Below are 26438 nucleotides of genomic sequence, written 5' to 3'. Positions count from 1 at the left end.
CCGATCTTGCGGGCCCCATCGCGATCAGGCTCGCTCCCACAAGTGGTCTTCGGAACACTGGAGATCAAATGTGGGAGCGAGCCTGCTCGCGAATGGAGCGACGCGGTCTTGAAACTTACTTCTCAGGCATCGGCATCGGAAACGGCATCACATTGCCGACGGTACCGCGGGCTTCGCTGATTTTCGGTGTACCCAGACGCTCAACCTCGTCGATGCGCACGATCGAATGCATCGGCACAAAGCTGCGCACCACGCCTTCGAATTGCGCCTTGAGCTTTTCTTCGCTCGGATCGACGACCATCTGCGTGCGCTCGCCAAAGACGAACTCTTCCACTTCCAGGAAGCCCCACAGATCACTTTGATAGATCTGCTTGGCGTACATTTCGAACACCTGGCCCTGGTTGAGGAAAATCACCTTGTAGATTGGAGCTTCGCGTTTGGTCATGGCGGGCGGATAACATCGGGGATAAAAATGAGGGCGCGAACTATAGCATAGCCACCGGACGCACAACGGTAGGAACATGGAGACATGTTCCCTATAATGCGCGGTTCTTTGAATCACGTGACGATCCTAATCCATGGCCAAGAAGCTTTACATCGAAACCCACGGTTGCCAGATGAACGAGTACGACAGCTCGCGCATGGTCGATCTGCTGGGTGAACATCAGGCCCTGGAAGTCACTGCTCGCGCCGAAGATGCCGACGTGATTCTGCTCAATACCTGCTCGATCCGCGAACGCGCCCAGGACCGGGTGTACTCGCAACTGGGCCGCTGGCGCGAATTGAAACTGGCCAACCCGGACATGGTGATCGCGGTCGGCGGTTGCGTGGCCAGCCAGGAAGGCGCGGCGATCCGTGATCGCGCACCCTACGTCGACGTGGTGTTCGGCCCGCAGACCCTGCACCGCCTGCCGGAAATGATCGACGCCGCACGCATCACCAAATTGCCGCAAGTCGACGTCTCGTTCCCGGAAATCGAAAAATTCGACCACTTGCCCGAGCCGCGCATTGACGGCCCGAGTGCTTACGTGTCGGTGATGGAAGGTTGCAGCAAGTACTGCACGTTCTGCGTGGTGCCTTATACCCGCGGTGAAGAAGTCAGCCGCCCCTTCGACGACGTGCTCGCCGAAATCATTCATCTGGCCGAAAACGGCGTACGTGAAGTCACTTTGCTGGGGCAGAACGTCAACGGCTATCGCGGCGCAACCCACGACGGTCGTCTGGCCGACCTGGCGGAATTGATCCGCGTGGTCGCCGCCGTCGATGGCATCGACCGCATTCGCTACACCACCTCGCATCCGCTGGAGTTCTCCGACAGCCTGATCCAGGCCCACGCCGAAGTACCGGAACTGGTGAAGCACCTGCACTTGCCAGTGCAATCGGGCTCTGACCGGATTCTGGCGGCGATGAAGCGCAACCACACCGCGCTGGAGTACAAATCCAAGTTGCGCAAACTGCGCGCGGCGGTGCCGGGGATTTGCATCAGCTCGGACTTCATCGTCGGCTTCCCGGGTGAAACCGAGAAAGACTTCGAACAGACCATGAAGCTGATCGAAGACGTCGGTTTCGATTTTTCCTACTCGTTCGTCTACAGCCAGCGCCCGGGCACACCGGCTGCCGATCTGGCCGATGACACGCCAGAAGCGCTCAAGAAAGAACGCCTGAACGCGCTTCAGCACCGCCTGAATCAGCAAGGTTTCGAGATCAGCCGACAAATGGTCGGCTCGACCCAGCGAATTCTGGTGACCGATTACTCGAAGAAAGACCCGGGCGAACTGCAAGGGCGCACCGAGAATAATCGTATCGTCAACTTCCGCTGCGACAATCCAACGCTGATCGGCCAGTTCGCAGATGTGCACATCGATGCGGCGCAACCGCACTCGCTGCGCGGCTCATTGATCCAGTAACAAATATCAGGAACATAGAGAATCCTGTGGGAGCTGGCTTGCCAGCGATAAGGCCATCAGCCCCGACAAATATGTCGCCTGTTGCACCGCTATCGCTGGCAAGCCAGCTCCCACAGTGGACTGCACTGTTACTGAGATTGTGTTCATTAATTTAAGAGCTTTCGCACCCAGGCCACTGGCGTTATCCTTGATTTCATCTTAATTGCCCCAGGGCGGCTAAATACGACCTTGAACGCTCCCATAGAACCACATCGTTTTATTCTCGAGCCCTTTGAGGCTCATCGCTTCGCCAATCTGTGCGGGCAATTCGACGAGCATTTGCGCTTGATCGAACAGCGCCTGAGTATCGAGATCCGCAACCGCGGAAACCAGTTCGAGCTGATCGGCGACTCCAAGCACACCACGTCTGCGGAAAATCTGATTCGCCGCCTGTACCGCGAAACCAAGGGTACGGAGTTGTCGCCAGATATGGTTCACCTGTTTCTGCAGGAATCAGCCGTCGTCGAGCTGGACAACCACGCCCCCGCGGAAGCCTCCGTCGCCCTGCGCACCAAAAAAGGCATGATTCGCCCTCGCGGCTTGAATCAGTTGCGCTACGTGAAGGAAATACTCGGTAACGACATCAACTTCGGCATAGGCCCGGCCGGTACCGGCAAGACCTATCTGGCCGTGGCCTGCGCGGTCGATGCACTGGAGCGCGAGCAGATCCGGCGCATCCTGCTGGTGCGCCCGGCGGTTGAGGCGGGTGAAAAGCTCGGTTTCCTGCCCGGCGATCTGTCGCAGAAGATCGACCCGTACCTGCGCCCGCTCTATGACGCACTCTACGAAATGCTCGGCTTCGAATATGTGGCCAAGCTGATCGAACGTCAGGTGATCGAAGTCGCGCCGCTGGCCTATATGCGCGGTCGTACGCTGAACAACAGCTTCATCATTCTCGACGAAAGCCAGAACACTACCGTCGAACAGATGAAGATGTTCCTGACGCGTATCGGTTTCGGCTCGACCGCGGTTATCACGGGGGACATCACCCAGGTCGACCTGCCGAAAGGCACCAAGTCGGGCCTGCACCACGTGATCGAAGTGCTCAAAGACGTGCCGGGTATCAGCTTCACGCACTTCATGCCCAAGGACGTTGTGCGCCACCCGCTGGTTCAACGCATCGTCGAAGCCTACGAGCGCTTCGAAAATCGCGTGACTGATGAACCTGCGAAGGACACTCGCCGCGATGCTTGAGCTTGACCTGCAAATAGCGACCGAAGCGTCCGCTCCCAGTGAAACCGAGTTCCGCCAATGGTGCGAACTGGCCCTGCGCCAGCGCACCGCTGACTCGGAAATGACCATTCGTCTGGTCGACGAGGAAGAAGGCCGTGAGCTCAATCACACCTGGCGCCAGAAGGATTACGCGACCAACGTCCTGTCGTTCCCGGCTGACGTGCCCGACGAGTTTCTCGATATCCCGCTGCTCGGCGATCTGGTGATCTGCGTGGCCGTGGTTGAGCGCGAAGCCGCCGAACAAGGCAAGGAACTAAAGGCCCACTGGGCACATCTGGTCATTCACGGCTGCTTGCATCTGCTTGGTTACGACCATATAGATGACGAAGAAGCCGAAGAAATGGAAGCACTGGAACGCGAGTTGCTTGCTGAACTGGGCTATCCCGATCCGTACGCGGACGACGAAACCGAACCATCCCCAATCGTTACAACAAAGGATTCAGAGTAATCGCTATGAGCGAAGATCGATCGAGCAACGGGCAGAAGTCATGGCTGGGTAAACTGACCCAGGCTTTTGCCCACGAGCCGAAGAACCGCCAGGAGCTCCTTGAGCTGCTGCGCGATGCACATCAGAACAAACTGCTGGACAGCGAAGCGCTGGCCATCGTCGAAGGCGCCATTCAGGTGGCTGACCTGCAAGTACGCGACATCATGGTGCCGCGTTCGCAGATGGTCAGCATCAAGGCGACCCAGACACCGCGTGAATTCCTGCCGGCCGTGGTCGATTCCGCCCACTCGCGCTATCCGGTCATCGGCGAAAGCCATGACGACGTGATGGGCGTGCTGCTGGCCAAGGATCTGCTGCCGCTGATCCTCAAGGAAAACGGCGACAGCTTCAACATCAAGGACCTGCTGCGCCCGGCCACGTTCGTGCCGGAGTCCAAGCGTCTGAATGTGTTGCTGCGTGAGTTCCGCGCCAACCACAACCACATGGCCATCGTCATTGATGAATACGGCGGCGTGGCAGGTCTGGTGACCATCGAAGACGTGCTGGAACAGATCGTCGGCGATATCGAGGACGAGCACGACGTCGAAGAAGACAGCTACATCAAGCCGCTGCCCAGCGGTGACTTCCTGATCAAGGCACTGACGCCGATCGAGAACTTCAACGAGTTCTTCGACAGCGAGTTTTCCGACGACGAGTTCGACACCGTCGGCGGCCTGGTGATGAGCGCGTTCGGGCACTTGCCAAAACGCAACGAAACCACTGAAATCGGCGCTTATCGTTTCCGCATCCTGAACGCCGACAGCCGTCGGATTCACTTGCTGCGACTGACGCCCATCGCTCGTTAAATCTAAGGACTGAAATGCGCTGGACAACCCGCCCCGGCTGGCCCGGTAACCTGCTGGCCGTGGCGGCCGGTGCAATCACCACGTTCGCTCTGGCACCCTTCGATATCTGGCCGCTGGCTTTGCTGGCGGTCGGTTTGTTCTATGCCGGCCTGCGTGAGCTAAGCCCCCGTCAGGCACTGGGCCGTGGCTGGTGCTTCGGTTTCGGCCTGTTCGGCGCCGGTACCAGTTGGATCTATTACAGCATTCATCACTTCGGCGGCGCTTCGGTGCTGCTGGCCGGATTCCTGATGCTGTTGTTTACCGCGGCGATTGCCTTTTTCTTCGCCCTGCCCGCCTGGCTCTGGGCGCGCTGGCTGCGCCGTAACGAGGCACCGCTGGCCGATGCTTTGGCATTCGCCGCGCTGTGGGTGGGCCAGGAAGCCTTTCGCGGCTGGTTCCTCACTGGCTTCCCGTGGCTTTATTCCGGTTACAGCCAGCTCGACGGCCCATTGGCCGGTCTCGCGCCGGTCGGCGGGATGTGGCTGGTGTCGTTCGTTCTGGCGTTGACGGCTGCGTTGATCTACAACGCGCCGCGTCTGCTGCAAACCGGTCGCAAGGCTTTTGTTGCGGTTGGCCTGCTATTGCTGGTCGGGCCATGGGTGGCAGGGATTGCACTCAAGGGCCACGCCTGGACCAGCCCTTCAGGCGAGCCGCTGACCGTTGCTGCCATTCAGGGTAACGTCGAACAAAGCATGAAGTGGGACCCGGCGCAGCTCAATGCGCAATTGGCGCTGTACCGCGATCTGAGTTTCCGCTCCAAACCAGTGGATCTGCTGATCTGGCCGGAAACGGCGGTGCCGGTACTCAAGGAGTCCGCCGAGGGCTACCTGAGCATGATGGGTAACTTCGCCGCCGAACGTAAATCGGCGCTGATCACCGGCGTACCGATCCGCGAAACGGTGCACCACGAAAGACGCTTCTACAATGGCATCACTGTGGTGGGCGAAGGCGATGGCACTTACCTGAAACAGAAACTGGTGCCGTTCGGTGAGTACGTGCCGTTGCAGGATGTGCTGCGCGGACTGATCGCATTCTTCGACCTGCCGATGTCGGACTTCGCCCGCGGTCCCGCCGATCAGCCGATGCTGCAGGCCAAGGGTTACCAGATTGCGCCGTTCATCTGCTACGAAGTGGTGTATCCGGAGTTCGCCGCCAGCCTGTCGGCGCGCAGTGACCTGCTGCTGACGATCAGCAACGACACGTGGTTCGGCACCTCGATCGGCCCGCTGCAACATTTGCAGATGGCGCAGATGCGCGCGCTGGAAGCCGGACGCTGGATGATCCGCGCCACCAACAATGGCGTGACCGGCCTGATCAACCCGTTCGGGCAGATCACCGAGCAGATTCCGCAGTTCGAACAAGGCATTTTGTATGGCGAAGTGGTGCCAATGCACAACCTGACGCCGTATCTGCAATGGCGTTCGTGGCCGCTAATCGTCCTGTGTCTGGGACTGTTCGGTTGGGCGTTGATGGCTAGCCGGATGTCCAAGACCCTGTAAAACAAAAGATCGCAGCCTGCGGCAGCTCCTACATGGGATTTGTATTCCCCCTGTAGGAACTGCCACAGGCTGCGATCTTTTGATTCTCAGCGGTAAAACAGCGAATACCCCACCTGCCCCACCGCTTCATTCAGCAACTGTCCGCTCTGCCAGATCGATTTGAACTCCGGCAGCCAGCCACCAAACGGCCGAGCGTTGTCTGTCCCCAAGAAGCCCACTGGCGCGGGCACCACTTCAAACCCTGCCGCCTGAAAACTCCACACCGATCGCGGCATGTGCCACGCCTGCGTCACCACGACTACGCGCTTGATCCCCTGCGGCAACAGCATATCGGCGCTGAATCTGGCGTTTTCCCAGGTGGTGCGGCTCTCCCCTTCCTGCCAACGCACGGTCACGCCGAAATCGTCCAGCAATGAATCGGCCATCAACTTTGCCTCGGTCGGAGGCGTACCGTAGTGCAAGCCGCCACTGGTCAAAATCGGCAGTCCCGAGGCTTTCGCCAATCGCGCCGCATAACGCTGACGCTCAAGTCCCACGCCGGTGGGTTGATCGTCGCCCCAGGCCAGATCACCCCGCTCACGCCCGGACCCCAGCACCACAATCGCATCGGCACGCTGCGCCAATGTCGCCCACTCTTCGCGGGCCAGTGGCGGCTCTCGCTCGAGGGCTTTTGCACCCCATTGCACCACCACCGGCAGGCTCATCAGCCAGAATCCGCCAAAACCGAGGGCAAAACACAATCCAGCCAGTCGCGGCCGTGAGCGGCGCAGCCACCACGCGGCCAGCAACAGCAGCAAAAGAATGCCGGGCGGCAATAGAAGTTGTTTGATGAAATAACGTAAAGGCATCGGGCATCTCCAAAGATGCCCGAAGCCTAAGTGGGTTAATACAACGCGACAACCGATAGGGTGGGATCCTGTTGAAAAAGATCCGTTTCTTGACCTGCCATGCGCTTACTTGGCCCGCAAAGCACGCACCTTGACGATGTCTTTGCGCGGCGCCTTGTCCTTGAGCCAGATGACCTTGGCCGAATGTGTTTCATCGAGCTGCTTCACTGCCTGCGACAGACATCCGTGCGTTTCACGTTCACTGCGATCCAGATAGGCCTTGACCAGTTTGAACTCGGCGGGGCTCAAGCCACGCAACTCCAGTTCCAGGGGGCGCTCGTCGCGCAGCCGGTCTGCGGTTTTTGCAGCGTCCAGAGCAATGCCCAGACGGTCCATCAACCGCTCGTACAACTCAGGTTTCGTGACGTTTCTTTGCTGTTGCTCCACCATCCCTCACCTCATTGAAGATAAGACTCACTCCCCAGTTAGAGCTTAGCTTCGCTGCACGAACCGGCTGCACGCCGCGACCAACGGCCCTCGCCACCCATTCAGCGGGCCAAACAGCTGCAATCAGGGTTTCCCTAGGCCAAGCGCGGTCATGTATGCTACGGCGCTTCCTGTCATTCCACTTCCAGCTCGTCCGGGCCAGCCCGAATGCCGCGTTGAAGAGGATTAGGCCACCCCTATCCAGTACAAAAGTAGCCATGCACGAACAATATCAGCCCCGTGAAATCGAAGCCGCCGCCCAGTCGTTCTGGGATGAGCAAAAGTCCTTTGAAGTCAGCGAACAGCCAGGCAAGGAGACTTTCTACTGCCTGTCGATGTTCCCTTACCCCAGCGGCAAGCTACACATGGGGCACGTGCGCAACTACACCATCGGCGACGTGATCTCCCGTTACCAGCGCATGCAAGGCAAGAACGTTCTGCAACCGATGGGTTGGGATGCCTTCGGCATGCCGGCGGAAAACGCCGCGATGAAAAACAACGTAGCGCCCGCCAAGTGGACCTACGAAAACATCGCCTACATGAAAACCCAGCTGCGCAGCCTGGGCCTGGCGGTGGACTGGTCGCGTGAAGTCACCACCTGCAAACCTGATTACTACCGCTGGGAACAATGGCTGTTCACTCGCCTGTTCGAAAAAGGCGTGATCTACAAAAAAAGCGGCACCGTGAACTGGGACCCGGTCGATCAGACCGTTCTGGCCAACGAACAAGTCATTGACGGTCGCGGCTGGCGTTCCGGCGCGCTGATCGAAAAGCGTGAAATCCCGATGTACTACTTCAAGATCACCGCTTATGCGGATGAGCTGCTGGAGAGCCTCGACGAACTGACTGGCTGGCCTGAACAGGTCAAGACCATGCAGCGCAACTGGATCGGCAAATCCCGCGGTATGGAAGTGCAGTTCCCGTACAACGTCGACTCGATCGGCACAGCCGGCACCCTGAAAGTCTTCACCACCCGTCCGGACACCCTGATGGGCGCGACTTACGTGGCCGTCGCTGCCGAACACCCGCTGGCCACCCAGGCCGCGCAGAACAACCCTGAGCTGCAAGCGTTCATCGCTGAATGCAAGGGCGGCAGCGTGGCTGAAGCCGACGTCGCCACTCAAGAGAAAAAAGGCCTGCCGACCGGCCTGTTCGTCGAGCACCCGCTGACCGGTGAAAAACTCCCGGTCTGGGTCGCCAACTATGTGCTGATGCACTATGGCGACGGCGCGGTCATGGCTGTGCCAGCGCACGACGAGCGTGATTTCGAGTTCGCCCACAAGTACGACCTGCCGATCAAATCGGTAGTGCGCACCAGCTCCGGCGAGACCAACCCCGCCCCGTGGCAAGACGCCTACGGCGAGCACGGCACGCTGATCAACTCCGGCGTGTTCGATGGTCTGGATTTCGCCGGCGCGTTCGACGCGATCGAAGTGGCACTGATCAAAAAAGAACTGGGCGCCTCGCGCACCCAGTTCCGCCTGCGCGACTGGGGCATCAGCCGCCAGCGCTACTGGGGCTGCCCTATCCCGATCATCCACTGCGACGCTTGCGGTGACGTGCCGGTACCGGAAGATCAACTGCCCGTCGTGTTGCCGGAAGACGTGGTGCCGGATGGCGCCGGTTCGCCGCTGGCGCGCATGCCTGAGTTTTACGAGTGCAGCTGCCCGAAATGTGGCCAGCCTGCCAAGCGTGAAACCGACACCATGGACACCTTCGTCGAGTCGTCGTGGTACTACGCCCGTTACGCCTCGCCGCACTTTGAAGGTGGCCTGGTCGAGAAATCCGCGGCCGACCACTGGCTGCCGGTGGATCAGTACATCGGCGGTATCGAACACGCGATTCTGCACCTGCTGTACGCACGTTTCTTCCACAAGCTGATGCGTGACGAAGGCCTGGTTAGCTCCAACGAGCCATTCAAGAACCTGCTGACCCAAGGCATGGTAATCGCCGAAACTTACTACCGTCGCGAAGCCAACGGTGCCTACACCTGGTTCAACCCGGCGGACGTAGAACTGGAGCGCGACAGCAAGGCCAAGGTCATCAGCGCCAAGCTGATCGCCGACGGCCTGCCGGTGGAAATCGGCGGTACCGAGAAAATGGCCAAGTCGAAGAACAACGGCGTCGACCCACAGTCGATGATTGATCAGTTCGGCGCAGACACCTGCCGCCTGTTCATGATGTTTGCCTCGCCACCTGACATGAGCGCCGAATGGTCCGACTCGGGCGTGGAAGGCTCGCATCGCTTCCTCAAGCGCGTCTGGCGTCTGGCGCAAGCCCACGTTACCCAGGGCCTGCCGGGCAAACTCGACGTTGCCAGCCTGAACGACGAGCAAAAAGCCGTTCGCCGCTCGATCCACCTGGCCATCAAGCAGGCCAGCCACGACGTCGGCCAGAACCACAAATTCAACACCGCCATCGCTCAGGTCATGACGCTGATGAACGTGCTGGAAAAAGCCGCGCAAGGCACCGAGCAGGATCGCGCTCTGGTGCACGAAGGTCTGGAAGCCGTCACTTTGCTGCTGGCTCCGATCACGCCACACATCAGCCATGAGCTGTGGAATCAACTGGGGCACGCCGACGCCGTGATCGACGCAGGCTGGCCTGCAGTGGACGAAAGCGCACTGGTGCAGGACAGCCTGACCCTGGTTATCCAGGTCAACGGCAAGTTGCGTGGCCAGATCGAAATGCCGGCGAGCGCGACGCGCGAAGAGGTTGAAGCCGCCGCTCGCGTCAACGAAAACGTGCTGCGTTTCGTCGACGGTCTGACCATTCGCAAAGTGATCGTTGTGCCAGGAAAACTGGTCAACATCGTCGCCAGCTAAATTGGATTGGGCGTCAGGTTTGCCTGACGCACTGTAAAACCTTTCGGGCCGCCAGGTCGGCCCACATGGTTTCAAGGGGAGCAACACAATGATCAAACGCAATCTGCTGGTGATGGGCCTCGCTGTTCTGCTGAGCGCCTGCGGTTTCCAGCTGCGTGGCACTGGCAGCAACGAACTGACGATCAAGGAACTCGACCTGAGTGCCCGTAACGCCTACGGCGAGACCGTCACTCAAATGCGTCAGGTACTGGAGTCCAGCGGCGTCAAGGTTTACAGCGGTGCGCCGTACAAGCTGTACTTGGCTGACGAACAGGAAAGCCAGCGTATCCTCAGCTATGCAGGTGCCGGTCGCACGGGCGAGTATCAGCTCAGCACTGTCCTGAGCTACGACATCCGCGGTGAAAAAAACCTGTCTCTGCTCAGCGACAAGCTTGAAGTGCAGAAAGTGTTCATCCACGACGGCAACAACCTCGTCGGCTCCGATCAGGAAGCCAACGACGCCCGTCGCGATATCCGTCGCGATCTGGTTCAGCGCATGATGCTGCGTCTGCAACAGCTGACCCCGGGTCAACTGCAGCAACTGCAGCAGGCCGCCAATGACCGCGCCAAGGCAGAAGCCGATGCGCTGGAAGCGGCGCAAAAGATTGAGGCGGAAACCCCGCGTCAGTCGCCGCTCGAAATTCCGCAGCAGTAAGAAGTTCGGGGCGCTCAGGCGCCCCGTTCGACCTCTCTTATGAAGCTCGCTCCCGCGCAACTCGGCAAACACCTGCAAGGCGCCCTCGCGCCCGTCTATATCATCAGCGGTGATGACCCGCTGCTGTGTCAGGAAGCCGCCGACGCCATTCGCAGTGCTGCCCGCCAGCAAGGTTTCGACGAACGCCAGGTATTCGCCGCGGACGCCAATTTCGATTGGGGCACGTTGCTGCAGGCCGGTGCCAGCATGTCGTTGTTTGCTGAAAAGCGTCTGCTGGAACTGCGTTTGCCATCGGGTAAACCCGGTGACAAGGGGGCTGCCGCATTCATCGAGTACTGCTCACGTCCAGCCGAAGACACGGTGCTGCTGATCAGCCTGCCCAAGCTTGATGGCAGCGCGCAGAAGACCAAGTGGGGCAAGGCGCTGGTTGAAGGTCAGCAGACGCAGTTCATCCAGATCTGGCCAGTGGATGCCAATCAGCTACCGGGCTGGATTCGTCAGCGTCTGTCGCAGGCGGGGTTGTCGGCCAGCCAGGATGCAGTCGAACTGATTGCTGCACGTGTGGAGGGCAACCTGCTCGCCGCCGCGCAGGAAATCGAGAAGCTCAAGCTGATGGCCGAAGGTGGGCAGATTACTGTCGAAACCGTACAGGCCGCTGTGGCGGACAGTGCACGATTCGACGTGTTTGGCTTGACCGACGCGGTCCTTAACGGTGAACCGGCCCACGCCCTGCGCATGCTCGAAGGGTTGCGTGGTGAGGGGGTCGAACCTCCAGTGATCCTCTGGGCACTGGCGAGGGAGTTGCGCCTGCTGGCCAATATCTCGCTGCAGTACAGCCAGGGCACACCGCTGGACAAATGCTTCAGCTCGGCGAAACCGCCGGTCTGGGACAAGCGCAAGCCCTTGATGAGCAAAGCCCTGCAACGTTACTCGGCGCAACGCTGGGCGCAGTTGTTGCTCGAAGCTCAGCGTATTGATGCGCAAATCAAAGGCCAGGCGCCCGGGTCGCCCTGGATGAGCCTCAGTCGTTTGGCGTTGTTGATGGCAGGCCAGCGCTTGTCATTGCCCGCAGAATAAGGTCAAAAGATCGCAGCCTTCTATCTGTAGGAATTGCGGCACGCTTCGATCTTTTGAGTTTGTTTTCCTACAAACAGCACCTGCATTTGCCCTATAGACAGACGCCCGACATCGGCAGATTATTCCCTGCGCAAAACCCACTCGATCAAGAGAACCTTCATGAGCAAAAAGCCATCGAAACATCGCCCGAACAAGGCCAAATCCATCATCGCCCAACCCCTGTTCCGCAGCCGCCAGGAACAACCAACCAAGGGTAAAGGCAGCTACCGCCGCGAAGCCTTCCAGTCTAATAGCTGGGAGGCTTCTTACTTTCTGGCAGCTTAAAGCGCAGCACCCCCCGGTCATGTTAAGGTCTGCACCTGATTCGTATCCTCTGGAACTGTGCATGCCCTTTAGTCTTTCCCGTCGTTGGCCTGTTCGCCAATTGATCGCTGCCTCCAGCTTCATACTGCTTGTCGCCTGTGCGGAAAAACCTACCGCCGCCGATGCGCAACCTCTTCAAGCCGCCCCTGTCGCCACGGCCCCAGCGATTATTCCGCCGGTAGTGCCGTCCGCCGACCCACTTGATCTTCAGCCGACCCAGACCTTTGCCGAATGGCAGGCAGGTTTCCGCAAGGATGCCTTGGCAGCCGGGATTCGCGCCGAGCTGTTCGATCGTGCATTCGCCAATATCAGTTTCGACGCCAGCGTGATTCGCGCCGACCGCAGTCAGCCGGAGTTCTCCCGCCCGGTGTGGGAATACCTCGACGGAGCACTGTCGCCGCTGCGCGTGCGCAAGGGCCAGGCGCTAATCATTCAGTACGCCGATATCCTGCAAAGCATCGAGCAGCGTTATGGCGTTGACCGGCAGGCGTTGGTATCGGTGTGGGGCATGGAAAGCAACTTCGGGCAGTTCCAGGGCAGCAAATCGGTGATCAACTCGCTGGCCACCCTCGCCTACGAAGGTCGTCGCCCAGGCTTTGCCCACGCGCAACTGATCGCCGCCCTGCAGATTCTGCAACAGGGCGATATCACGCCGGAGAAGATGCTCGGTTCCTGGGCTGGTGCCATGGGCCAGACGCAGTTCATCCCGACCACCTACAACACCCATGCGGTTGATTTCGACGGTGACGGGCGCCGCGACATCTGGGGCAGTCCAGCCGACGCGCTGGCCTCGACCGCGCACTATCTGCAAAGCTCCGGCTGGCAGCGGGGCCAGCCGTGGGGCTTTGAAGTGCAATTGCCCGGCAACTTCGACTACACGCTGGCAGATGGCACCCTGCGCAAAAGCGTGGCCGAATGGCGTCAGCTCGGCGTGATGCTGCCCAATGGGGCTCAGGCGCCCGCCGGAACCGAACAATTGTCCGCCGCCCTGCTGCTGCCGGCCGGTTATCGTGGCCCGGCGTTCCTGGTCCTCGACAACTTCCGGGCGATCCTCAAGTACAACAATTCTTCGTCGTACGCGCTGGCGGTGAGCCTGCTGTCCGAGCGCTTCGGCGGCGCTGGCTTGATCAATGGCTCTTGGCCTAAAGATGATCTGCCGCTGAGCCGCACCGAGCGAATCGAGTTGCAGACCTTGCTGAGTGCACGCAACTACGATGCCGGCACGGCAGACGGGATCATCGGCGCCAATACACGTAAGGCGATTCGCAGTGCACAGCAGTCGTTTGGCTGGCCGGCGGATGGGTATCCAACGCATAAGCTGCTGGAAAGCCTGCGTAACCAATAAAGCAAAATCAAAAGATCGCAGCCTACGGCAGCTCCTACAGGGTTTACGTTAATCCCGTGCAGGAGCTGCCGCAGGCTGCGATCTTTTTGCATCACCCGCAATTATCGGCGGGTGACCACATCCTGCTCCAGCATCAACTCCTTCTTCCCCGCATCCAGCCGCACCAGCGCGCCCATCGGCAGCGTCAGGTTCGGATCGCAATGTCCGCTACGCCAACCTGACAGCACCGGAATCCGCAAAGGCTCGAACGTCTGCTTGAGCAGGCGGTTCAATGCCGCGACATCCACCCCTGCCACATCCCCAACCAGAACTCCGCGCAATTTGGCCAGTTTGCCGGCCAGACGCATCTGCGTCAGCAGTCGGTCGATCCGATACAGCGGCTCGTTAATATCCTCGATGAGCAGAATCACCCCCTCCACATCGATTTCGTAAGGCGTGCCCAAGGTGGCGGCGATCATCGCCAGATTACCGCCGAGCAAGCGCCCGTGCGCGATGCCGGGTTCGACCGTAGTCAACGGATACGCCACCGGATGGCTTAGCACACTCCCCGCCTTCATTTGCCCGCGCAGCATGGCGAAGAACGAAGTGACGGTTGGCGGCTCCTTGTCGCCCAACAGGTCAGCGTTGAGCAGCGGCCCGTGAAAGGTCACGAAGCCAGCGTATCGGCTGATGGCCAGGTGCAGCGCGGTGATGTCGCTGTAGCCAACGAATGGCTTGGCATGGCGGCTCAGCAGGTCGTAATCGATCCGGTCAAGCAGCCGTGGCGTGCCGTAGCCGCCACGCAGGCAAATAATTGCATCGACTTCGGGATCCGCGAACGCCGCATGAAGATCGCGCAAGCGCACGTCGTCGCTGCCGGCCAGATAGCCATCCTTTTCATAAACGCCGGGGAACACCTTAAGCCCATAACCCCGCGCGCGCATCCATTGCACCGCCTTATCGGTGTCCAATACACCCGGGCCGGCTGGTGCAATGACGCCGATCAGCCCTTCTGAGGGCAACGCGGGCACGGCTTTGTGCGGGCAAAGTGTGTGGGTTGGTCGAACGGTCATCCTTGGATCTCCCTGTGAGTCATGCAAACACAGTAGTCAGGAACGGCGGTAAACAGAAGAGGCTCGGCCACGCCGCAGGTTGCAGGAAAAATCAGCATTGAATGTAAGACAGGCAAAAAAATGCCCGCCGGGCGTTAAAGCCTCGGCGGGCATTTTTTCATTCAGCGCCGGATCAAGAACCCATCAGCTCAGCCTTGACCAGCTTCGCCTGCTCATCGGCATGGTACGAGGAACGCACCAACGGCCCGGACGCAACGTTCTTGAAGCCCATCTTGTAACCTTCCTCGGCGAACCAGGCGAAGGTGTCCGGGTGCACGAAACGCTGCACCGGCAAGTGGCTGCGCGACGGTTGCAGGTACTGGCCGAGAGTCAGCATGTCGATGTCGTGTTCGCGCATGCGCTTCATGACTTCGATGACTTCTTCGTCAGTCTCGCCCAGACCCAGCATCAGACCGGATTTGGTCGGAATGTGCGGCATCATCTGTTTGAAACGTTGCAGCAGGGTCAGCGACCACTGGTAATCCGAACCCGGACGCGCAGCCTTGTAAAGACGCGGCACGGTTTCCAGGTTGTGGTTGAAGACATCCGGCGGCTCGGCGGCGGTGATTTCCAGGGCGACGTCCATGCGGCCACGGTAGTCCGGAACCAGGGTCTCCAGCTGCACGTTCGGCGACAACTTGCGGATTTCACGGATGCAGTCGGCAAAGTGCTGGGCACCACCGTCACGCAGGTCGTCGCGGTCAACCGAGGTGATCACCACATACTTGAGCTTGAGGTCGGCGATGGCGATGGCCAGGCTTTGCGGCTCGTTGACGTCCAGTGGCTTCGGACGACCGTGGCCCACGTCGCAGAACGGGCAACGACGGGTGCAAATGTCGCCCATGATCATGAAGGTTGCGGTGCCGCCGGAGAAGCACTCGCCCAGGTTCGGGCAGGACGCTTCTTCGCAAACGCTGTGCAGCTTGTGTTTGCGCAGCAGGCTCTTGATGCGGTCGACTTCCGGCGAAACCGGGATGCGCACACGAATCCAGTCGGGTTTCTTCGGCAGCTCGGTGGTCGGAATGATCTTTACCGGGATGCGTGCAACCTTCTCGGCACCGCGCAGCTTGACGCCGGCTTCAACCTTGGGACGCGGGGCCGGGCGCTCGGTCACGTCGAGCGTCGGGATCATGGTTTGCACTGCATCAGTAGTCATATCAGTCGATTCCGCCCGTCAGGGTCGTCTGCTCAGCATAGTCGAGGTGTTTGACGAGCTGCGCGCGCAGCCGGGCACTTACCTCGGCAAATTCAATCGATCCTGCGTGATCGCTCAGCTGGGTCATCGCCAGCCCGGCGTAGCCGCAGGGATTAATCCGTCGAAACGGTTCCAGGTTCATATCCACGTTCAGGGCCAGTCCATGAAAGGAACAACCATGGCGAATGCGCAAACCCAGAGAAGCGATTTTCGCTCCATCTACATACACGCCGGGAGCGTCTGGCTTGGCCGTTGCGGTCACACCGTAACTGGCCAGAAGTTCGATCAGGCATAGCTCCATGCGACTGACCAGATCACGCACGCCAAAACCCAGCTTGCGTACATCCAGCAACAGATAAGCCACCAATTGGCCGGGGCCATGGTAAGTCACCTGCCCGCCGCGATCGACCTGCACGACCGGAATTTCACCCGGCACAAGCAAGTGCTCGGCCTTGCCGGCCTGACCCTGCGTGAACACCGGAGGGTGCTCGACGAGCCAGATTTCGTCGGCGGCATCGCTGCCGCGTTCGTTGGTAAAGCGTTGCATGGCATGCCAGACCGGCTCGTAAGCCATCTGGCCGAGGTCGCGAAAGCCCAGCGTGCCCGGCATCACAGCACCATGTGCACGAAACCGGTCGCCCGCAGTTCGCTGTTGATATCGTACAGCTGGTCTTGACCGGTGGCGACGATGTGCAACTGAATCGTGGTGTATTTGCCGTTGCTGCTAGAACGCTCGTCAATACGATCATCGTTGATGGTCGCGTGCTTCTTGACGATTTCGATGATCTTGTCTTTGTTGCCGACACCCGTGTCGCTGATCACCTTAACCGGGTAATCGTTGGCAGGGAATTCGATCTTTGGCGCCTTTACTTCGGTATCGGTCATGGCGTAACGGCCTCTATAGTGCAAGCCGTGGTAACGCACATGGCCCCGCACCGGATCGGGGCGGGGCCATGCAGGTCAACACAAATCAGTTGAACAAGCCGTAGAAGAATAGACGGATGCTATCCCACATGCGGCGGAAGATACCACCCTCCTCGACGCCATCCAGAGCGATCAGGTCAGCGCTGTGCACGACCTTGTCTTCCAGTTTGACTTCGACTTTACCGATTACGTCGCCCTTGGCGATTGGCGCGGTCAGTTGCGGGTTCATGGTCATGCTGGCAGCGAGCTTCTTCAGCTGGCCTTTTGGCAGGGTCATGGTCAGGTCTTGCGCCAGGCCGGCCTTGACCTGGCTGGTGGTGCCTTTCCACACCGGGGCCTGAGCCAGTTCGGTGCCCTTCTGATAGAAGGTCTGGGTTTCGAAGAAGCGGAAGCCGTAGGTCAAGAGCTTCTGGGTTTCAGCAGCACGAGCCACATCGCTATTGGTGCCGAACACCACGGCGATCAGGCGCTGGCCATCACGGACAGCCGAAGACACCATGCAATAACCGGCTTCGTCGGTGTGACCGGTTTTCAGACCGTCAACGGTCTTGTCGCGCCACAGCAAAAGGTTGCGGTTAGGTTGTTTGATGCCATTCCAGAAGAACTCTTTCTGCGAGTAGATCGCGTAGTGAGCAGGGTCTTCGTGGATGATCGCGCGAGCCAGAATCGCCATGTCATGAGCCGACGAGTAATGGTCAGGGTTTGGCAGACCGGTCGGGTTCATGAAGTGGGAGTTGGTCAGGCCCAGCTCGGTGGCCGTCTTGTTCATCACGTCGGCGAAGGCGTCTTCGCTACCGGCGATGTGCTCGGACAGTGCCACGCTGGCGTCGTTACCGGACTGGATGATGATGCCGTGCAGCAGGTCGCTGACAGTGACTTGCGAACCGACCTTGATGAACATCCGCGAACCGCCGGTACGCCAGGCGTTTTCGCTGACGGTCACCGGATCGTTTTCACCGATCTGGCCACGACGGATTTCCAGGGTCGCGATGTACGCGGTCATCAGCTTGGTCAGGCTGGCCGGTGGCAGACGCTGGTCGCCATTGTTTTCAACCAGCACGTTGCCGCTGCTGGCATCCATGAGCACATAGGACTTGGCGGCCAGTTGTGGTGGCGAAGGCATCATCTCGACCGCGAACGCGGCGGGTGAGAGGAGCAGCGGGACTAGCAGGAAAAGGCGTTTGGCAAAGGTGGTGATGTTCATCCGTCTCTCGAAATCGCTAATGCAAAATTTAATCAGATGACTTTCTGACGAGTCATCGCGTATTCAGTTGCTCACTCCAGTCACCCTTGCCGGGCTTTTGTTCTTCGACGAGCCAACAACCTGGTTCACCCCCCAATACCGCAGGTGAACCGTCAATCAAGTTCTACGTGTTACTCGGTGACCACACTTGGCGAACCAAGGTTAGCCAGGCGCACGCTGTTCTGCACCTGGGTGATTTCACCCGGCGAGCCGATCGGCCCCAGGCGTACCCGGTGCAGAGTCTGCTGATTGCGCACGATCGAGCTGATGAACACCGGAGCGCTCACCATCCCGCTGAGCTTCGACCTCAGCAGCTCTGCAGCGTCCGGGTTGGCGAAGGCGCCCACCTGCAGATACTGGCCAGATGCTGTTGCAGAAGCGTTTTTTTTTGCATCAATCTGCACTGGCACAACGGCCGCGGCGTGTTGCTGCGGCGGTGGCGTCCATTGCTCGACGGTACCGGCCGAGGCCGTGATTACCGGGGCGCTGTTCTGCGCAACCTGCGGCTCATTGAGCATCAACGGCGCCGGACGGCCCTTGGCGGCCCACCATTGCTGCGGGTCGATGCCCTCGACCTTGACCCGCGCAGTGCCGGTTTCGGCATAACCGAGTTTTTTTGCCGCCGCGTAGGACAAGTCGATGATCCGGTCGGAATAGAACGGCCCGCGATCGTTGACCCGCAGAATCACTGTGCGGTTGTTGTCCAGGTTGGTCACCCGAACGTAACTTGGCAGTGGCAACGTCTTGTGGGCGGCACTCATGCCGTACAGGTCATAGACCTCGCCATTGGCGGTGTTCTGCCCGTGAAACTTGGTGCCGTACCAGGACGCCGTGCCCGAAGCGACGTAGCTTTTGGATTCCTGTATCGGGAAGTAGGTCTTGCCCAGCACAGTGTACGGGTTGGCCTTGTACGCACCGGTATGCAGGGTTGGCGTGGCATCGGGGATACGCGAAACATCGACATCCCACCACGGCGCGCCATCTTTGTGGGCACGGTTGATATCAAGAACCGGCTGCTTGCGCACGGCGGTTGTGGGCGCCTTCTGAGTCGGGGTACGGCTGGTCGAACAACTGGCGACCAGTACCGCCAACGCAGCAAATGCCACCAGCTTCAGGGGTTTATTGTTAGGCAATGCCCGCATTACTTGACGCCCCGTGCTTGTACCAGCTGTTCAGACAGTTGATGTACGGCCATGGCGTACATCACGCTGCGGTTATAACGCGTGATCGCGTAGAAATTCTTCAGACCCATCCAGTATTCAGGGCCGTTCTCGCCTTCAAGGCGAAATGCAGTAACCGGCATATCATCGCGCAGCGCATCATGACTTGACCAGCCCAGCGCCCGCAACTCCGCGACGGTCTTTGTCGGCTCGATGCCAGTGGTCAGGCCTTCATCGGCCTGCTCGCCACGGACATCGGCGCGGCTGACCACCGGTTCGCCGGCGACCCAGCCGTGACGCTTGAAATAACTGGCGACACTGCCGATCGCATCATCCGGGTTGTTCCAGATATTGATGTGGCCGTCACCGTCGAAATCCACTGCATAGGCGCGAAAGCTGCTCGGCATGAACTGCGGCAGGCCCATCGCCCCGGCGTATGAACCCTTGAGCGTCAATGGATCGACCTGCTCTTCGCGCGCCAACAGCAGAAACTCGCGCAGCTCCTTGCGGAAAAATTCGGCACGGGGAGGATAGTCGAAACCGAGCGTCGACAAGGCATCGATCACCCGGTAATTGCCGGTATTACGTCCGAAAAAGGTCTCAACGCCGATGATCGACACGATGACTTGTGCCGGCACGCCGTATTCCTGCTCGGCACGGGCCAGCGTGGCCTCGTGCTGACGCCAGAAGTCCACACCTCGCGCAATACGCGCGTCAGTGATGAACATCGGGCGGTATTCCTTCCACTGCTTGACCCGCTCGGCAGGTCGGGAGATGGCGTCGAGAATCGCCTGTTTACGCTGAGCCTCGCGAAAAACACCCATCAGTTGCTCACCGGCGAAACCGTAGTCGCGGGTCATTTCACCGACGAATTCGGCCACCTGGGGTGAGCCTTCATATTCGCCGGCCAGCGCTTCCTGCACGCTGCCAAGGAGGCCTACCAGGCCAACCCATGGCGCGCATCGAGTCGCCCAGCCACGCATTACTTGCATTGAACTCTTCACCTTATTCAAACCTGTGCGATCCACTTGCGATGGGTATGGATCGACATCAAAACCCCAAACGCTGACAGCAGTGTCACCAGCGAAGTTCCTCCGTAGCTAATGAACGGCAACGGAACCCCTACAACCGGCAACAGGCCACTGACCATACCGATGTTGACGAAAACATAAACAAAAAACGTCATGGTCAACGCGCCGGCGAGCAATTTACCGAACAGCGTCTGCGCCTGAGCGGTGATGACCAGCCCCCGGCCAATCAACAGCAAATAAATCAGCAACAGCGCGCAGATGCCCACCAGGCCGAACTCTTCGCCGAGCACGGCAATGATGAAGTCGGTGTGGCTTTCCGGGAGGAAGTCCAGGTGCGACTGGGTGCCGAGCAGCCAGCCCTTGCCGAATACGCCTCCGGAACCGATAGCAGCTTTCGACTGAATAATGTTCCAGCCAGTGCCGAGCGGATCGCTTTCCGGGTCGAGGAACGTCAGCACGCGCTGCTTCTGGTAGTCGTGCATCACGAAGAACCACATCGCGACCGACACCGGAATGGCCGCAGCCAGTACGCTGACGATCCAGCGCCAGCGCAAGCCGCCCATGAACAGCACGAATGCCCCGCCGGCCAGAATCAGCAGCGAAGTGCCGAGGTCCGGTTGGCGGACGATCAGCGCAAACGGCACGCCAATCAGCATCAGGCTGATGCCGACATGCTTGAGTTGGGGGGGCAATGTCCGCTTGGACAGATACCAGGCGATGGTCGCCGGCATCAGGATTTTCATGAATTCCGAAGGCTGGAAACGAATCACACCGGGAATGTTGATCCAGCGTGTGGCGCCCATGGCGTTGTGACCCATGATGTCGACCACCAACAGCAGCAGCACGCCGATCACGTAGCCCAGCGGCACCCAGCGCGCCATGAAACGCGGTTCGAACTGGGCAATGACGATCATCGACACCAGACCGATACCGAACGAAGTGGCCTGTTTGCCCAGCAGATCCCAGCTCTTGCCGCTGGCCGAATACAGCACGAACAGGCTGCCGGCAGCGAGAATCAACAACAGGATCAGCAGCGGCCCATCGATATGCAGTCTTTGCAGCAGCGTCGCGCGGCGGCGCATCACATCCTCACTGGAGAGCATGCGATCAAAGTTATTCATCACGGGCCGTAGCCTCCGAACTGATTGGGCTGGCGTATTCGGCCTTCAAACGTCCGTCCTGACCCAGAAGCCAGGCGTCCATGATCTGACGTACCACGGGCGCGGCGACGCCGGAACCGGACTCACCGTTCTCGACCATTACCGAAACAACAATTTTCGGGTCATCGGCCGGAGCGAAACCGACGAACAAGGCGTGGTCACGATGGCGCTCCTGAACCTTGGAGCGGTCGTACTTCTCGCCCTGCTTGATCGCCACGACCTGGGCCGTACCCGACTTGCCGGCGATACGGTATTGCGCGCCAATGGCCGCTTTACGCGCGGTACCCCGGGCGCCGTGCATCACTTGCTGCATGCCGTGGTTGACCTTGGCCCAGTCGGACGGATCGCGCAGGATAATGTCCGGTATCGGATTTTCGTCCACCGGCTTCACCCCATCGAGTGATTTGGCCAGGTGCGGCCGGTTCCACACGCCTTTGTTCGCCACCAGTGCCGTGGCCTGAGCCAACTGCAGCGGGGTCGATTGCATGTAGCCCTGGCCGATCCCCAGAATCAGCGTTTCGCCCGGGAACCACGCCTGTTTGCGGGTCGCGCGCTTCCACTCGCGGGAAGGCATCAGGCCGGGTGATTCTTCGAACATGTCCAGCGAAACCTTCTGACCAATGCCGAACTTGTTCATGTAGGCCGACAACCGATCAATACCGAGCTTGTGGGCCAGGTCATAGAAGTAGGTGTCATTGGAGCGCATGATCGCCATGTCGAGGTCGACGAAGCCGTCACCCGTGCGGTTCCAGTTACGGTATTTGTGATCGTAGTTGGGCAGCATGTAGTAGCCCGGGTCGAACACCCGGCTCGACGCGGTCACCACACCCGAATCGAGGCCGGCGATCGCCACGGCTGGCTTGATCGTCGAACCCGGCGGATACAGACCGCGCAGTACGCGGTTGAACAGTGGCCGGTCGATGGAATCGCGCAGCTCGGCGTACGCCTTGAAGCTGATGCCGGTGACGAACAGATTCGGGTCGAAGCTCGGCTGACTGACCATCGCCAGCACTTCGCCGGTTTTCGGATCGAGTGCAACCACCGCACCACGACGACCACCCAGTGCGGCTTCGGCGGCTTCCTGCAATTTGATGTCCAGACTCAGGACGATGTCCTTGCCGGGAATCGGATCGGTACGCTTGAGCACGCGCAGAACGCGGCCGCGAGCGTTGGTCTCGACTTCTTCGTAACCCACCTGCCCGTGCAGCTCAGGCTCGTAGAAACGCTCGATGCCCGTCTTGCCGATGTGGTGGGTGCCGCTGTAGTTGACCGGATCGAGGCTTTTGAGCTCTTTCTCGTTGATCCGCCCCATGTAACCCACCGAGTGCGCAAAATGCGCGCCCTGCGGATAGTGACGGACCAGTTGCGCAACGACTTCCACGCCCGGCAGACGGAACTGGTTCACCGCGATGCGGGCGATCTGTTCTTCGCTGAGTTCGAACAGGATCGGCACCGGCTCGAACGGCCGACGCCCCTGGCGCATGCGCTTCTCAAAGATCACCCGGTCTTCTGGCGTCAGTTCCAGCACTTCGACGATCACGTCGAGCACTTGCTGCCAGTCGCCGGAGCGCTCGCGGGTCATGCTCAGGCTGAAGCTCGGCCGGTTGTCCGCCACCACCACGCCGTTGCGGTCGAAAATCAGCCCACGGGTCGGCGGAATCGGCTGCACGTGAACTCGGTTGTTTTCCGAAAGCGTCGAGTGGTACTCGTACTGGATCACCTGCAAGTAATACAGCCGTGCAATCAACACGCAGATCAACAGCACGACTGCAATGGCCCCGAACACGACGCGGCTACGCACCAGGCGTGCGTCCTTTTCGTGGTCCTTGATGCGGATCGGCTGAGACATGAGGGCAGGATTACTTGTGGTAAGGGTGACCGGACAGCACGGTCCAGGCACGGTACAGCTGTTCGCCGATGAGGATCCGCACCAGCGGATGCGGCAAGGTCAGCGGCGACAACGACCAGCGCTGATCAGCGCGGGCGCAGACTTCCGGCGCCAGCCCCTCGGGGCCGCCAACCATGAAGTTGACCGTGCGCGAATCCAGCCGCCAACGGTCGAGTTCGACCGCAAGCTGCTCGGTGCTCCAGGGTTTGCCGTGGACTTCCAGCGTGACAACCCGCTCGTTCGGCCCGACCTTGGCCAGCATGGCTTCGCCTTCCTGGCGGATGAAACGGGCCACGTCGGCATTCTTGCCACGGGTATTGAGCGGTATTTCCACCAGTTCCAGCGCCAGCTCGGACGGAAGACGCTTGGCATATTCATGCCAGCCTTCTTCCACCCACTTGGGCATGCGTGAACCGACGGCGATCAGTCGCAGTCGCACAGCAATCCCTTACAGCTGGTCTTTGTTGAGCTTGGTGAAATGCTCGTGGGTGTTTTCCGGGCTGTGGTGCTTGGCGTCTGCCGCACGGCTTTGCTCGGCACCGGCCCACAGGCGCTCCAGGTCGTAGAACTGACGCGCCGAGGCGGTCATCATGTGCACGATCACCAGGTCGAGGTCGAGCAGCACCCAGTCGCTGTCGCCCTTGCCTTCTTCGCCCAGCGGCTTGGCGCCCTGCTTTTTGACTTCTTCGCGAACCTTGTCCAGCATCGCGTTGATCTGGCGATTGGAAGTACCGGTGGCGATGATCATGTAGTCAGTGATGCTCTGCTTGTCGCGAACATCAATGATCTGGATGTCTTGCGCCTTGACGTCTTCAAGAGCGGCAACAGCAAGCTTGACCAGTTCGTCGCCTTTGAGCGGCTCGTTGGTGTTGGCCACTTCCGGCAACGGAGCGCTTTTGAATGTGCCTTTACGTTTTACTTTATGTAGATCTTTGTCAGTCATATAAAACTCGTTTTGCTCATATATTCGGCGGCTTGGCGACACGTGGATTCGTATCAGTTAAGCACGCCTTGTTCAGTTCGACGCACGGTATAGACCGTGCGCATCGATGTAGGCCAGGACCGCGTCGGGCACCAGGAAACGTACCGACTTACCGCTGGCCAGCAGTTGACGGATCTGGGTGGCAGAGACCGCGAGCGGTGTCTGCCAGACGAATGCAATCTGTCCGCTCGGCCCTTTCAGGGCCAGCGGGTCGCTCACCGAACGCGCTGCCAGCAGGTTGCGCAAGGCATCCGGCGGTTCGCTGTCGGCGTCCGGGCGCTGTAGCACCAGGATGTGGCAATGCTGGAGCAACTCTTCCCAGCGATGCCAAGTGGGCAGGCCGCAAAATGCGTCCCAGCCCAAAAGCAGAAAAACCTGGGTCTCGGCGGCCATTTCGGCACGCATCAACTCCAGGGTATCAATGGTGTAGGACGGTTTGTCCCGCTGCAATTCGCAGGCATCCACCACCAGCGGCGGCACTCCGGCCACCGCGCACTCGACCATCGCCAACCGGTCCTGCGCCGACACCTGCGGCGTGCCGCGATGCGGCGGGCGCGCGCTCGGCATCAAACGCAACTCATCCAGCCCCAGCGCTTCGGCGACTTCCAGCCCACCGCGCAAATGGCCGATGTGCACCGGATCGAACGTACCACCCAGTACGCCAATGCGCAGAGGGCGGGGTTCGTTGCCGGGCGGCGGCGTTGTCAGGTCGAGGTCGGTCAAGTCAGACCGTCGCCTGGCCGCGCAACTGGCCATCACCGACCACGATGTACTTCTCGCAGGTCAGTCCTTCGAGGCCCACCGGGCCGCGGGCGTGCAGCTTATCAGTAGAAATGCCGATCTCGGCACCCAATCCGTATTCAAATCCATCGGCGAAGCAGGTCGGGGTGTTGATCATCACCGACGCCGAGTCGACTTCAGCCACAAACCGCCGGGTGTCAGCGAGGTTTTCGCTGACGATCGAGTCGGTGTGGTGCGAGCCGTAATGGTTGATGTGTTCGATCGCCTGGTCCAGCCCATCAACGACGCGGATCGACAGGATCGGCGCCAGATACTCGGTATTCCAGTCGTCTTCACTGGCCGCCACGGCGTCGATGATCGCCCGGGTGCGCTCACAGCCACGCAACTCGACGCCTTTTTCGCGGAACTGCGCTGCCATCGACGGCAGGAAATCCTTGGCAACCGATTGATCGACCAGCAAGGTCTCCATCGCCCCGCAAATGCCATAACGGTAAGTCTTGGCATTGAACGCGATGCGCTGGGCTTTGGGCAGATCGGCGTGGGCACTGACGTAAACGTGGCAGATGCCGTCCAGATGTTTGATCACCGGCACGCGGGCATCGCGGCTGATGCGCTCGATCAGGCCACGACCACCGCGCGGTACGATCACATCGACGTACTCGGGCATGGTGATCATCGCGCCAACGGCGGCGCGATCAGTGGTTTCGACCACTTGCACGACGGCGGCGGGCAGTTCGGCTTCGGCCAGACCGCGCTGGATACACGCAGCAATCGCACGATTGGAATGAATCGCCTCGGAGCCACCACGCAGGATAGTCGCGTTGCCGGACTTCAGGCACAGGCTGGCGGCATCGATGGTCACGTTGGGCCGGGATTCGTAGATGATCCCGATCACACCCAGCGGCACGCGCATCTTGCCGACCTGAATCCCCGACGGGCGAAAGCTCATGTCACGGATCGCACCGACCGGATCCGGCAGCGCAGCCACCTGACGCAGGCCGACAATCATGCCGTCGATGCGCGCCGGGGTCAGCTCCAGACGTTCCAGCAATGCCGGTTCCAGACCACTGGCGCGACCGGCGGCCAGATCCTGTTCATTGGCTGCCGCAAGCTCGGCGCGAGCCGCATCCAGTGCATTGGCCGCAGCCTGCAAGGCGCGGTTTTTCTGCGCGGTGCTGGCACGGCCGATGACCCGGGAAGCTTCGCGGGCGGCGCGACCCAATCGGGTCATATAGTCAAGAACGGACTCAGTCATGGTCTGCTGGGGTCTTGGCAAAGAGGAAAGCGGCAGATTATAGCTGTCGCGTCCCGGGACTAACAGCGGTGACGGGCGGATGGTCGAAATGGACTACAAATTGCCAACGTTCAGCGGGAATTAAGACTGAAATTGTTATTA

At 59.9% G+C, this 26438-nt stretch carries 26 protein-coding genes; 10 read left to right on the top strand and 16 right to left on the bottom strand.

The annotated features are described in order from the left end of the window. Nucleotides 1–115: 115 nt before the first annotated feature. The gene (locus AB4P92_RS19605) at nucleotides 116–445 is read right to left on the bottom strand and encodes a DUF1820 family protein (RefSeq protein WP_042561234.1); all 330 of its coding nucleotides are present in this window, start codon (nucleotides 443–445) and stop codon (nucleotides 116–118) included. 133 nt (nucleotides 446–578) lie between these two features. Between AB4P92_RS19605 and miaB the strand changes: the two genes are divergently transcribed. From miaB to lnt, 5 genes are all read left to right on the top strand, one after another. Further along, entirely contained in the window at nucleotides 579–1907 is a 1329-nt protein-coding gene (gene miaB, locus AB4P92_RS19600; protein WP_047303584.1) for a tRNA (N6-isopentenyl adenosine(37)-C2)-methylthiotransferase MiaB, read from the top strand. 228 nt (nucleotides 1908–2135) lie between these two features. Then, entirely contained in the window at nucleotides 2136–3140 is a 1005-nt protein-coding gene (locus AB4P92_RS19595; protein WP_042561236.1) for a PhoH family protein, read from the top strand. After that, nucleotides 3133–3627, top strand: a complete 495-nt coding sequence (gene ybeY / locus AB4P92_RS19590; protein ID WP_042561237.1) for an rRNA maturation RNase YbeY — start codon at nucleotides 3133–3135, stop codon at nucleotides 3625–3627. The genes AB4P92_RS19595 and ybeY overlap by 8 nt, the downstream gene beginning before the upstream one ends. Nucleotides 3628–3632: 5 nt before the next feature. Beyond that, a complete protein-coding gene (locus AB4P92_RS19585; protein ID WP_024014438.1) occupies nucleotides 3633–4472 on the top strand; it encodes an HlyC/CorC family transporter in 840 nt (279 codons plus the stop codon). 14 nt (nucleotides 4473–4486) lie between these two features. Next, nucleotides 4487–6010, top strand: a complete 1524-nt coding sequence (gene lnt, locus AB4P92_RS19580) for an apolipoprotein N-acyltransferase (RefSeq protein ID WP_047303587.1) — start codon at nucleotides 4487–4489, stop codon at nucleotides 6008–6010. Between the two features lie 86 nt (nucleotides 6011–6096). On the opposite strand, the gene AB4P92_RS19575 is transcribed toward lnt, so the two are convergent. Both AB4P92_RS19575 and AB4P92_RS19570 read right to left on the bottom strand, forming a co-directional pair. After that, on the bottom strand, nucleotides 6097–6858 hold the full coding sequence (locus AB4P92_RS19575; RefSeq protein ID WP_042561239.1) for a YdcF family protein: 762 nt from the start codon (nucleotides 6856–6858) through the stop codon (nucleotides 6097–6099). A 105-nt stretch (nucleotides 6859–6963) separates the two neighbouring features. Further along, a complete protein-coding gene (locus tag AB4P92_RS19570; RefSeq protein ID WP_261736583.1) occupies nucleotides 6964–7287 on the bottom strand; it encodes a hypothetical protein in 324 nt (107 codons plus the stop codon). Nucleotides 7288–7541: 254 nt separating this feature from the next. Between AB4P92_RS19570 and leuS the strand changes: the two genes are divergently transcribed. The 5 genes from leuS to AB4P92_RS19545 all read left to right on the top strand — a co-directional run bounded on the left by leuS (nucleotide 7542) and on the right by AB4P92_RS19545 (nucleotide 13627). Next, nucleotides 7542–10148, top strand: a complete 2607-nt coding sequence (gene leuS / locus AB4P92_RS19565) for a leucine--tRNA ligase (protein WP_395598026.1) — start codon at nucleotides 7542–7544, stop codon at nucleotides 10146–10148. A gap of 88 nt (nucleotides 10149–10236) precedes the next feature. Beyond that, the gene (lptE, locus tag AB4P92_RS19560; protein WP_042561242.1) at nucleotides 10237–10842 is read left to right on the top strand and encodes an LPS assembly lipoprotein LptE; all 606 of its coding nucleotides are present in this window, start codon (nucleotides 10237–10239) and stop codon (nucleotides 10840–10842) included. Between the two features lie 39 nt (nucleotides 10843–10881). Further along, nucleotides 10882–11919, top strand: a complete 1038-nt coding sequence (gene holA / locus AB4P92_RS19555; protein WP_042561243.1) for a DNA polymerase III subunit delta — start codon at nucleotides 10882–10884, stop codon at nucleotides 11917–11919. A 159-nt stretch (nucleotides 11920–12078) separates the two neighbouring features. After that, entirely contained in the window at nucleotides 12079–12243 is a 165-nt protein-coding gene (gene arfA / locus AB4P92_RS19550; RefSeq protein WP_042561244.1) for an alternative ribosome rescue factor ArfA, read from the top strand. A 61-nt stretch (nucleotides 12244–12304) separates the two neighbouring features. Then, a complete protein-coding gene (locus tag AB4P92_RS19545; RefSeq protein ID WP_042561245.1) occupies nucleotides 12305–13627 on the top strand; it encodes a lytic murein transglycosylase in 1323 nt (440 codons plus the stop codon). Between the two features lie 101 nt (nucleotides 13628–13728). Here the strand turns inward: AB4P92_RS19545 and AB4P92_RS19540 are convergent, their stop codons facing one another. The 13 genes from AB4P92_RS19540 to AB4P92_RS19480 all read right to left on the bottom strand — a co-directional run bounded on the left by AB4P92_RS19540 (nucleotide 13729) and on the right by AB4P92_RS19480 (nucleotide 26297). Continuing rightward, nucleotides 13729–14679, bottom strand: coding sequence for an LD-carboxypeptidase (locus AB4P92_RS19540; protein ID WP_042561246.1), 951 nt, complete (start codon nucleotides 14677–14679; stop codon nucleotides 13729–13731). A 172-nt stretch (nucleotides 14680–14851) separates the two neighbouring features. Next, complete coding sequence (gene lipA, locus AB4P92_RS19535) at nucleotides 14852–15850, bottom strand: lipoyl synthase (RefSeq protein WP_162184605.1); 999 nt, start codon at nucleotides 15848–15850, stop codon at nucleotides 14852–14854. A 25-nt stretch (nucleotides 15851–15875) separates the two neighbouring features. Then, a complete protein-coding gene (gene lipB / locus AB4P92_RS19530) occupies nucleotides 15876–16523 on the bottom strand; it encodes a lipoyl(octanoyl) transferase LipB (protein ID WP_042561248.1) in 648 nt (215 codons plus the stop codon). Continuing rightward, nucleotides 16523–16798 (bottom strand): DUF493 domain-containing protein, encoded by a 276-nt coding sequence (locus AB4P92_RS19525; protein WP_042561249.1) that lies wholly within the window; start codon nucleotides 16796–16798, stop codon nucleotides 16523–16525. The genes lipB and AB4P92_RS19525 overlap by 1 nt, the downstream gene beginning before the upstream one ends. An 85-nt stretch (nucleotides 16799–16883) precedes the next feature. Next, nucleotides 16884–18041 (bottom strand): D-alanyl-D-alanine carboxypeptidase family protein, encoded by a 1158-nt coding sequence (locus AB4P92_RS19520; RefSeq protein WP_042561250.1) that lies wholly within the window; start codon nucleotides 18039–18041, stop codon nucleotides 16884–16886. 170 nt (nucleotides 18042–18211) lie between these two features. Continuing rightward, nucleotides 18212–19222 carry a septal ring lytic transglycosylase RlpA family protein gene (locus AB4P92_RS19515; RefSeq protein ID WP_042561251.1) on the bottom strand — a complete coding sequence of 337 codons (1011 nt, stop codon included), beginning with the start codon at nucleotides 19220–19222 and terminating at the stop codon, nucleotides 18212–18214. Continuing rightward, entirely contained in the window at nucleotides 19222–20232 is a 1011-nt protein-coding gene (mltB, locus tag AB4P92_RS19510; RefSeq protein ID WP_042561252.1) for a lytic murein transglycosylase B, read from the bottom strand. The genes AB4P92_RS19515 and mltB overlap by 1 nt, the downstream gene beginning before the upstream one ends. Nucleotides 20233–20249: 17 nt before the next feature. After that, nucleotides 20250–21353 carry a rod shape-determining protein RodA gene (rodA, locus tag AB4P92_RS19505; protein WP_042562213.1) on the bottom strand — a complete coding sequence of 368 codons (1104 nt, stop codon included), beginning with the start codon at nucleotides 21351–21353 and terminating at the stop codon, nucleotides 20250–20252. Between the two features lie 31 nt (nucleotides 21354–21384). Further along, complete coding sequence (gene mrdA / locus AB4P92_RS19500; RefSeq protein ID WP_042561253.1) at nucleotides 21385–23280, bottom strand: penicillin-binding protein 2; 1896 nt, start codon at nucleotides 23278–23280, stop codon at nucleotides 21385–21387. A gap of 10 nt (nucleotides 23281–23290) precedes the next feature. Next, entirely contained in the window at nucleotides 23291–23758 is a 468-nt protein-coding gene (gene rlmH / locus AB4P92_RS19495; RefSeq protein ID WP_007937439.1) for a 23S rRNA (pseudouridine(1915)-N(3))-methyltransferase RlmH, read from the bottom strand. A 9-nt stretch (nucleotides 23759–23767) separates the two neighbouring features. Next, nucleotides 23768–24262 (bottom strand): ribosome silencing factor, encoded by a 495-nt coding sequence (rsfS, locus tag AB4P92_RS19490; RefSeq protein WP_395598025.1) that lies wholly within the window; start codon nucleotides 24260–24262, stop codon nucleotides 23768–23770. A 72-nt stretch (nucleotides 24263–24334) separates the two neighbouring features. Then, a complete protein-coding gene (nadD, locus tag AB4P92_RS19485) occupies nucleotides 24335–25057 on the bottom strand; it encodes a nicotinate-nucleotide adenylyltransferase (RefSeq protein ID WP_115146500.1) in 723 nt (240 codons plus the stop codon). Beyond that, nucleotides 25026–26297 carry a glutamate-5-semialdehyde dehydrogenase gene (locus AB4P92_RS19480; RefSeq protein WP_042561256.1) on the bottom strand — a complete coding sequence of 424 codons (1272 nt, stop codon included), beginning with the start codon at nucleotides 26295–26297 and terminating at the stop codon, nucleotides 25026–25028. The genes nadD and AB4P92_RS19480 overlap by 32 nt, the downstream gene beginning before the upstream one ends. Nucleotides 26298–26438: the final 141 nt, after the last annotated feature.

It is taken from the genome of Pseudomonas sp. A0308, from assembly GCF_044218815.1.
Classification (GTDB): domain Bacteria; phylum Pseudomonadota; class Gammaproteobacteria; order Pseudomonadales; family Pseudomonadaceae; genus Aquipseudomonas; species Aquipseudomonas iridis.
Note: the sequence above shows the minus strand (reverse complement) of the source record. Positions and strands in the feature narration are given on the sequence as shown.

What these genes read in the sequence shown, in the direction of transcription:
- lipB (WP_042561248.1), bottom strand. Translation starts at nt 16,523, where the DNA reads ATGCCGGGCACGCTGGGCTTTCGCGACCTCGGCCAGATGGCTTACGAG.
- AB4P92_RS19525 (WP_042561249.1), bottom strand. Translation starts at nt 16,798, where the DNA reads ATGACCGATACCGAAGTAAAGGCGCCAAAGATCGAATTCCCTGCCAAC.
- AB4P92_RS19605 (WP_042561234.1), bottom strand. Translation starts at nt 445, where the DNA reads ATGACCAAACGCGAAGCTCCAATCTACAAGGTGATTTTCCTCAACCAG.
- ybeY (WP_042561237.1), top strand. Translation starts at nt 3,133, where the DNA reads ATGCTTGAGCTTGACCTGCAAATAGCGACCGAAGCGTCCGCTCCCAGT.
- leuS (WP_395598026.1), top strand. Translation starts at nt 7,542, where the DNA reads ATGCACGAACAATATCAGCCCCGTGAAATCGAAGCCGCCGCCCAGTCG.
- mltB (WP_042561252.1), bottom strand. Translation starts at nt 20,232, where the DNA reads ATGCAAGTAATGCGTGGCTGGGCGACTCGATGCGCGCCATGGGTTGGC.
- miaB (WP_047303584.1), top strand. Translation starts at nt 579, where the DNA reads ATGGCCAAGAAGCTTTACATCGAAACCCACGGTTGCCAGATGAACGAG.
- lipA (WP_162184605.1), bottom strand. Translation starts at nt 15,850, where the DNA reads ATGATCCCGACGCTCGACGTGACCGAGCGCCCGGCCCCGCGTCCCAAG.
- mrdA (WP_042561253.1), bottom strand. Translation starts at nt 23,280, where the DNA reads ATGTCTCAGCCGATCCGCATCAAGGACCACGAAAAGGACGCACGCCTG.
- arfA (WP_042561244.1), top strand. Translation starts at nt 12,079, where the DNA reads ATGAGCAAAAAGCCATCGAAACATCGCCCGAACAAGGCCAAATCCATC.
- holA (WP_042561243.1), top strand. Translation starts at nt 10,882, where the DNA reads ATGAAGCTCGCTCCCGCGCAACTCGGCAAACACCTGCAAGGCGCCCTC.
- lnt (WP_047303587.1), top strand. Translation starts at nt 4,487, where the DNA reads ATGCGCTGGACAACCCGCCCCGGCTGGCCCGGTAACCTGCTGGCCGTG.
- AB4P92_RS19540 (WP_042561246.1), bottom strand. Translation starts at nt 14,679, where the DNA reads ATGACCGTTCGACCAACCCACACACTTTGCCCGCACAAAGCCGTGCCC.
- nadD (WP_115146500.1), bottom strand. Translation starts at nt 25,057, where the DNA reads ATGGCCAGTTGCGCGGCCAGGCGACGGTCTGACTTGACCGACCTCGAC.
- lptE (WP_042561242.1), top strand. Translation starts at nt 10,237, where the DNA reads ATGATCAAACGCAATCTGCTGGTGATGGGCCTCGCTGTTCTGCTGAGC.
- AB4P92_RS19520 (WP_042561250.1), bottom strand. Translation starts at nt 18,041, where the DNA reads ATGAACATCACCACCTTTGCCAAACGCCTTTTCCTGCTAGTCCCGCTG.
- AB4P92_RS19545 (WP_042561245.1), top strand. Translation starts at nt 12,305, where the DNA reads ATGCCCTTTAGTCTTTCCCGTCGTTGGCCTGTTCGCCAATTGATCGCT.
- rodA (WP_042562213.1), bottom strand. Translation starts at nt 21,353, where the DNA reads ATGCGCCGCCGCGCGACGCTGCTGCAAAGACTGCATATCGATGGGCCG.
- AB4P92_RS19575 (WP_042561239.1), bottom strand. Translation starts at nt 6,858, where the DNA reads ATGCCTTTACGTTATTTCATCAAACAACTTCTATTGCCGCCCGGCATT.
- AB4P92_RS19570 (WP_261736583.1), bottom strand. Translation starts at nt 7,287, where the DNA reads ATGGTGGAGCAACAGCAAAGAAACGTCACGAAACCTGAGTTGTACGAG.
- AB4P92_RS19585 (WP_024014438.1), top strand. Translation starts at nt 3,633, where the DNA reads ATGAGCGAAGATCGATCGAGCAACGGGCAGAAGTCATGGCTGGGTAAA.
- AB4P92_RS19480 (WP_042561256.1), bottom strand. Translation starts at nt 26,297, where the DNA reads ATGACTGAGTCCGTTCTTGACTATATGACCCGATTGGGTCGCGCCGCC.
- rsfS (WP_395598025.1), bottom strand. Translation starts at nt 24,262, where the DNA reads ATGACTGACAAAGATCTACATAAAGTAAAACGTAAAGGCACATTCAAA.
- AB4P92_RS19515 (WP_042561251.1), bottom strand. Translation starts at nt 19,222, where the DNA reads ATGCGGGCATTGCCTAACAATAAACCCCTGAAGCTGGTGGCATTTGCT.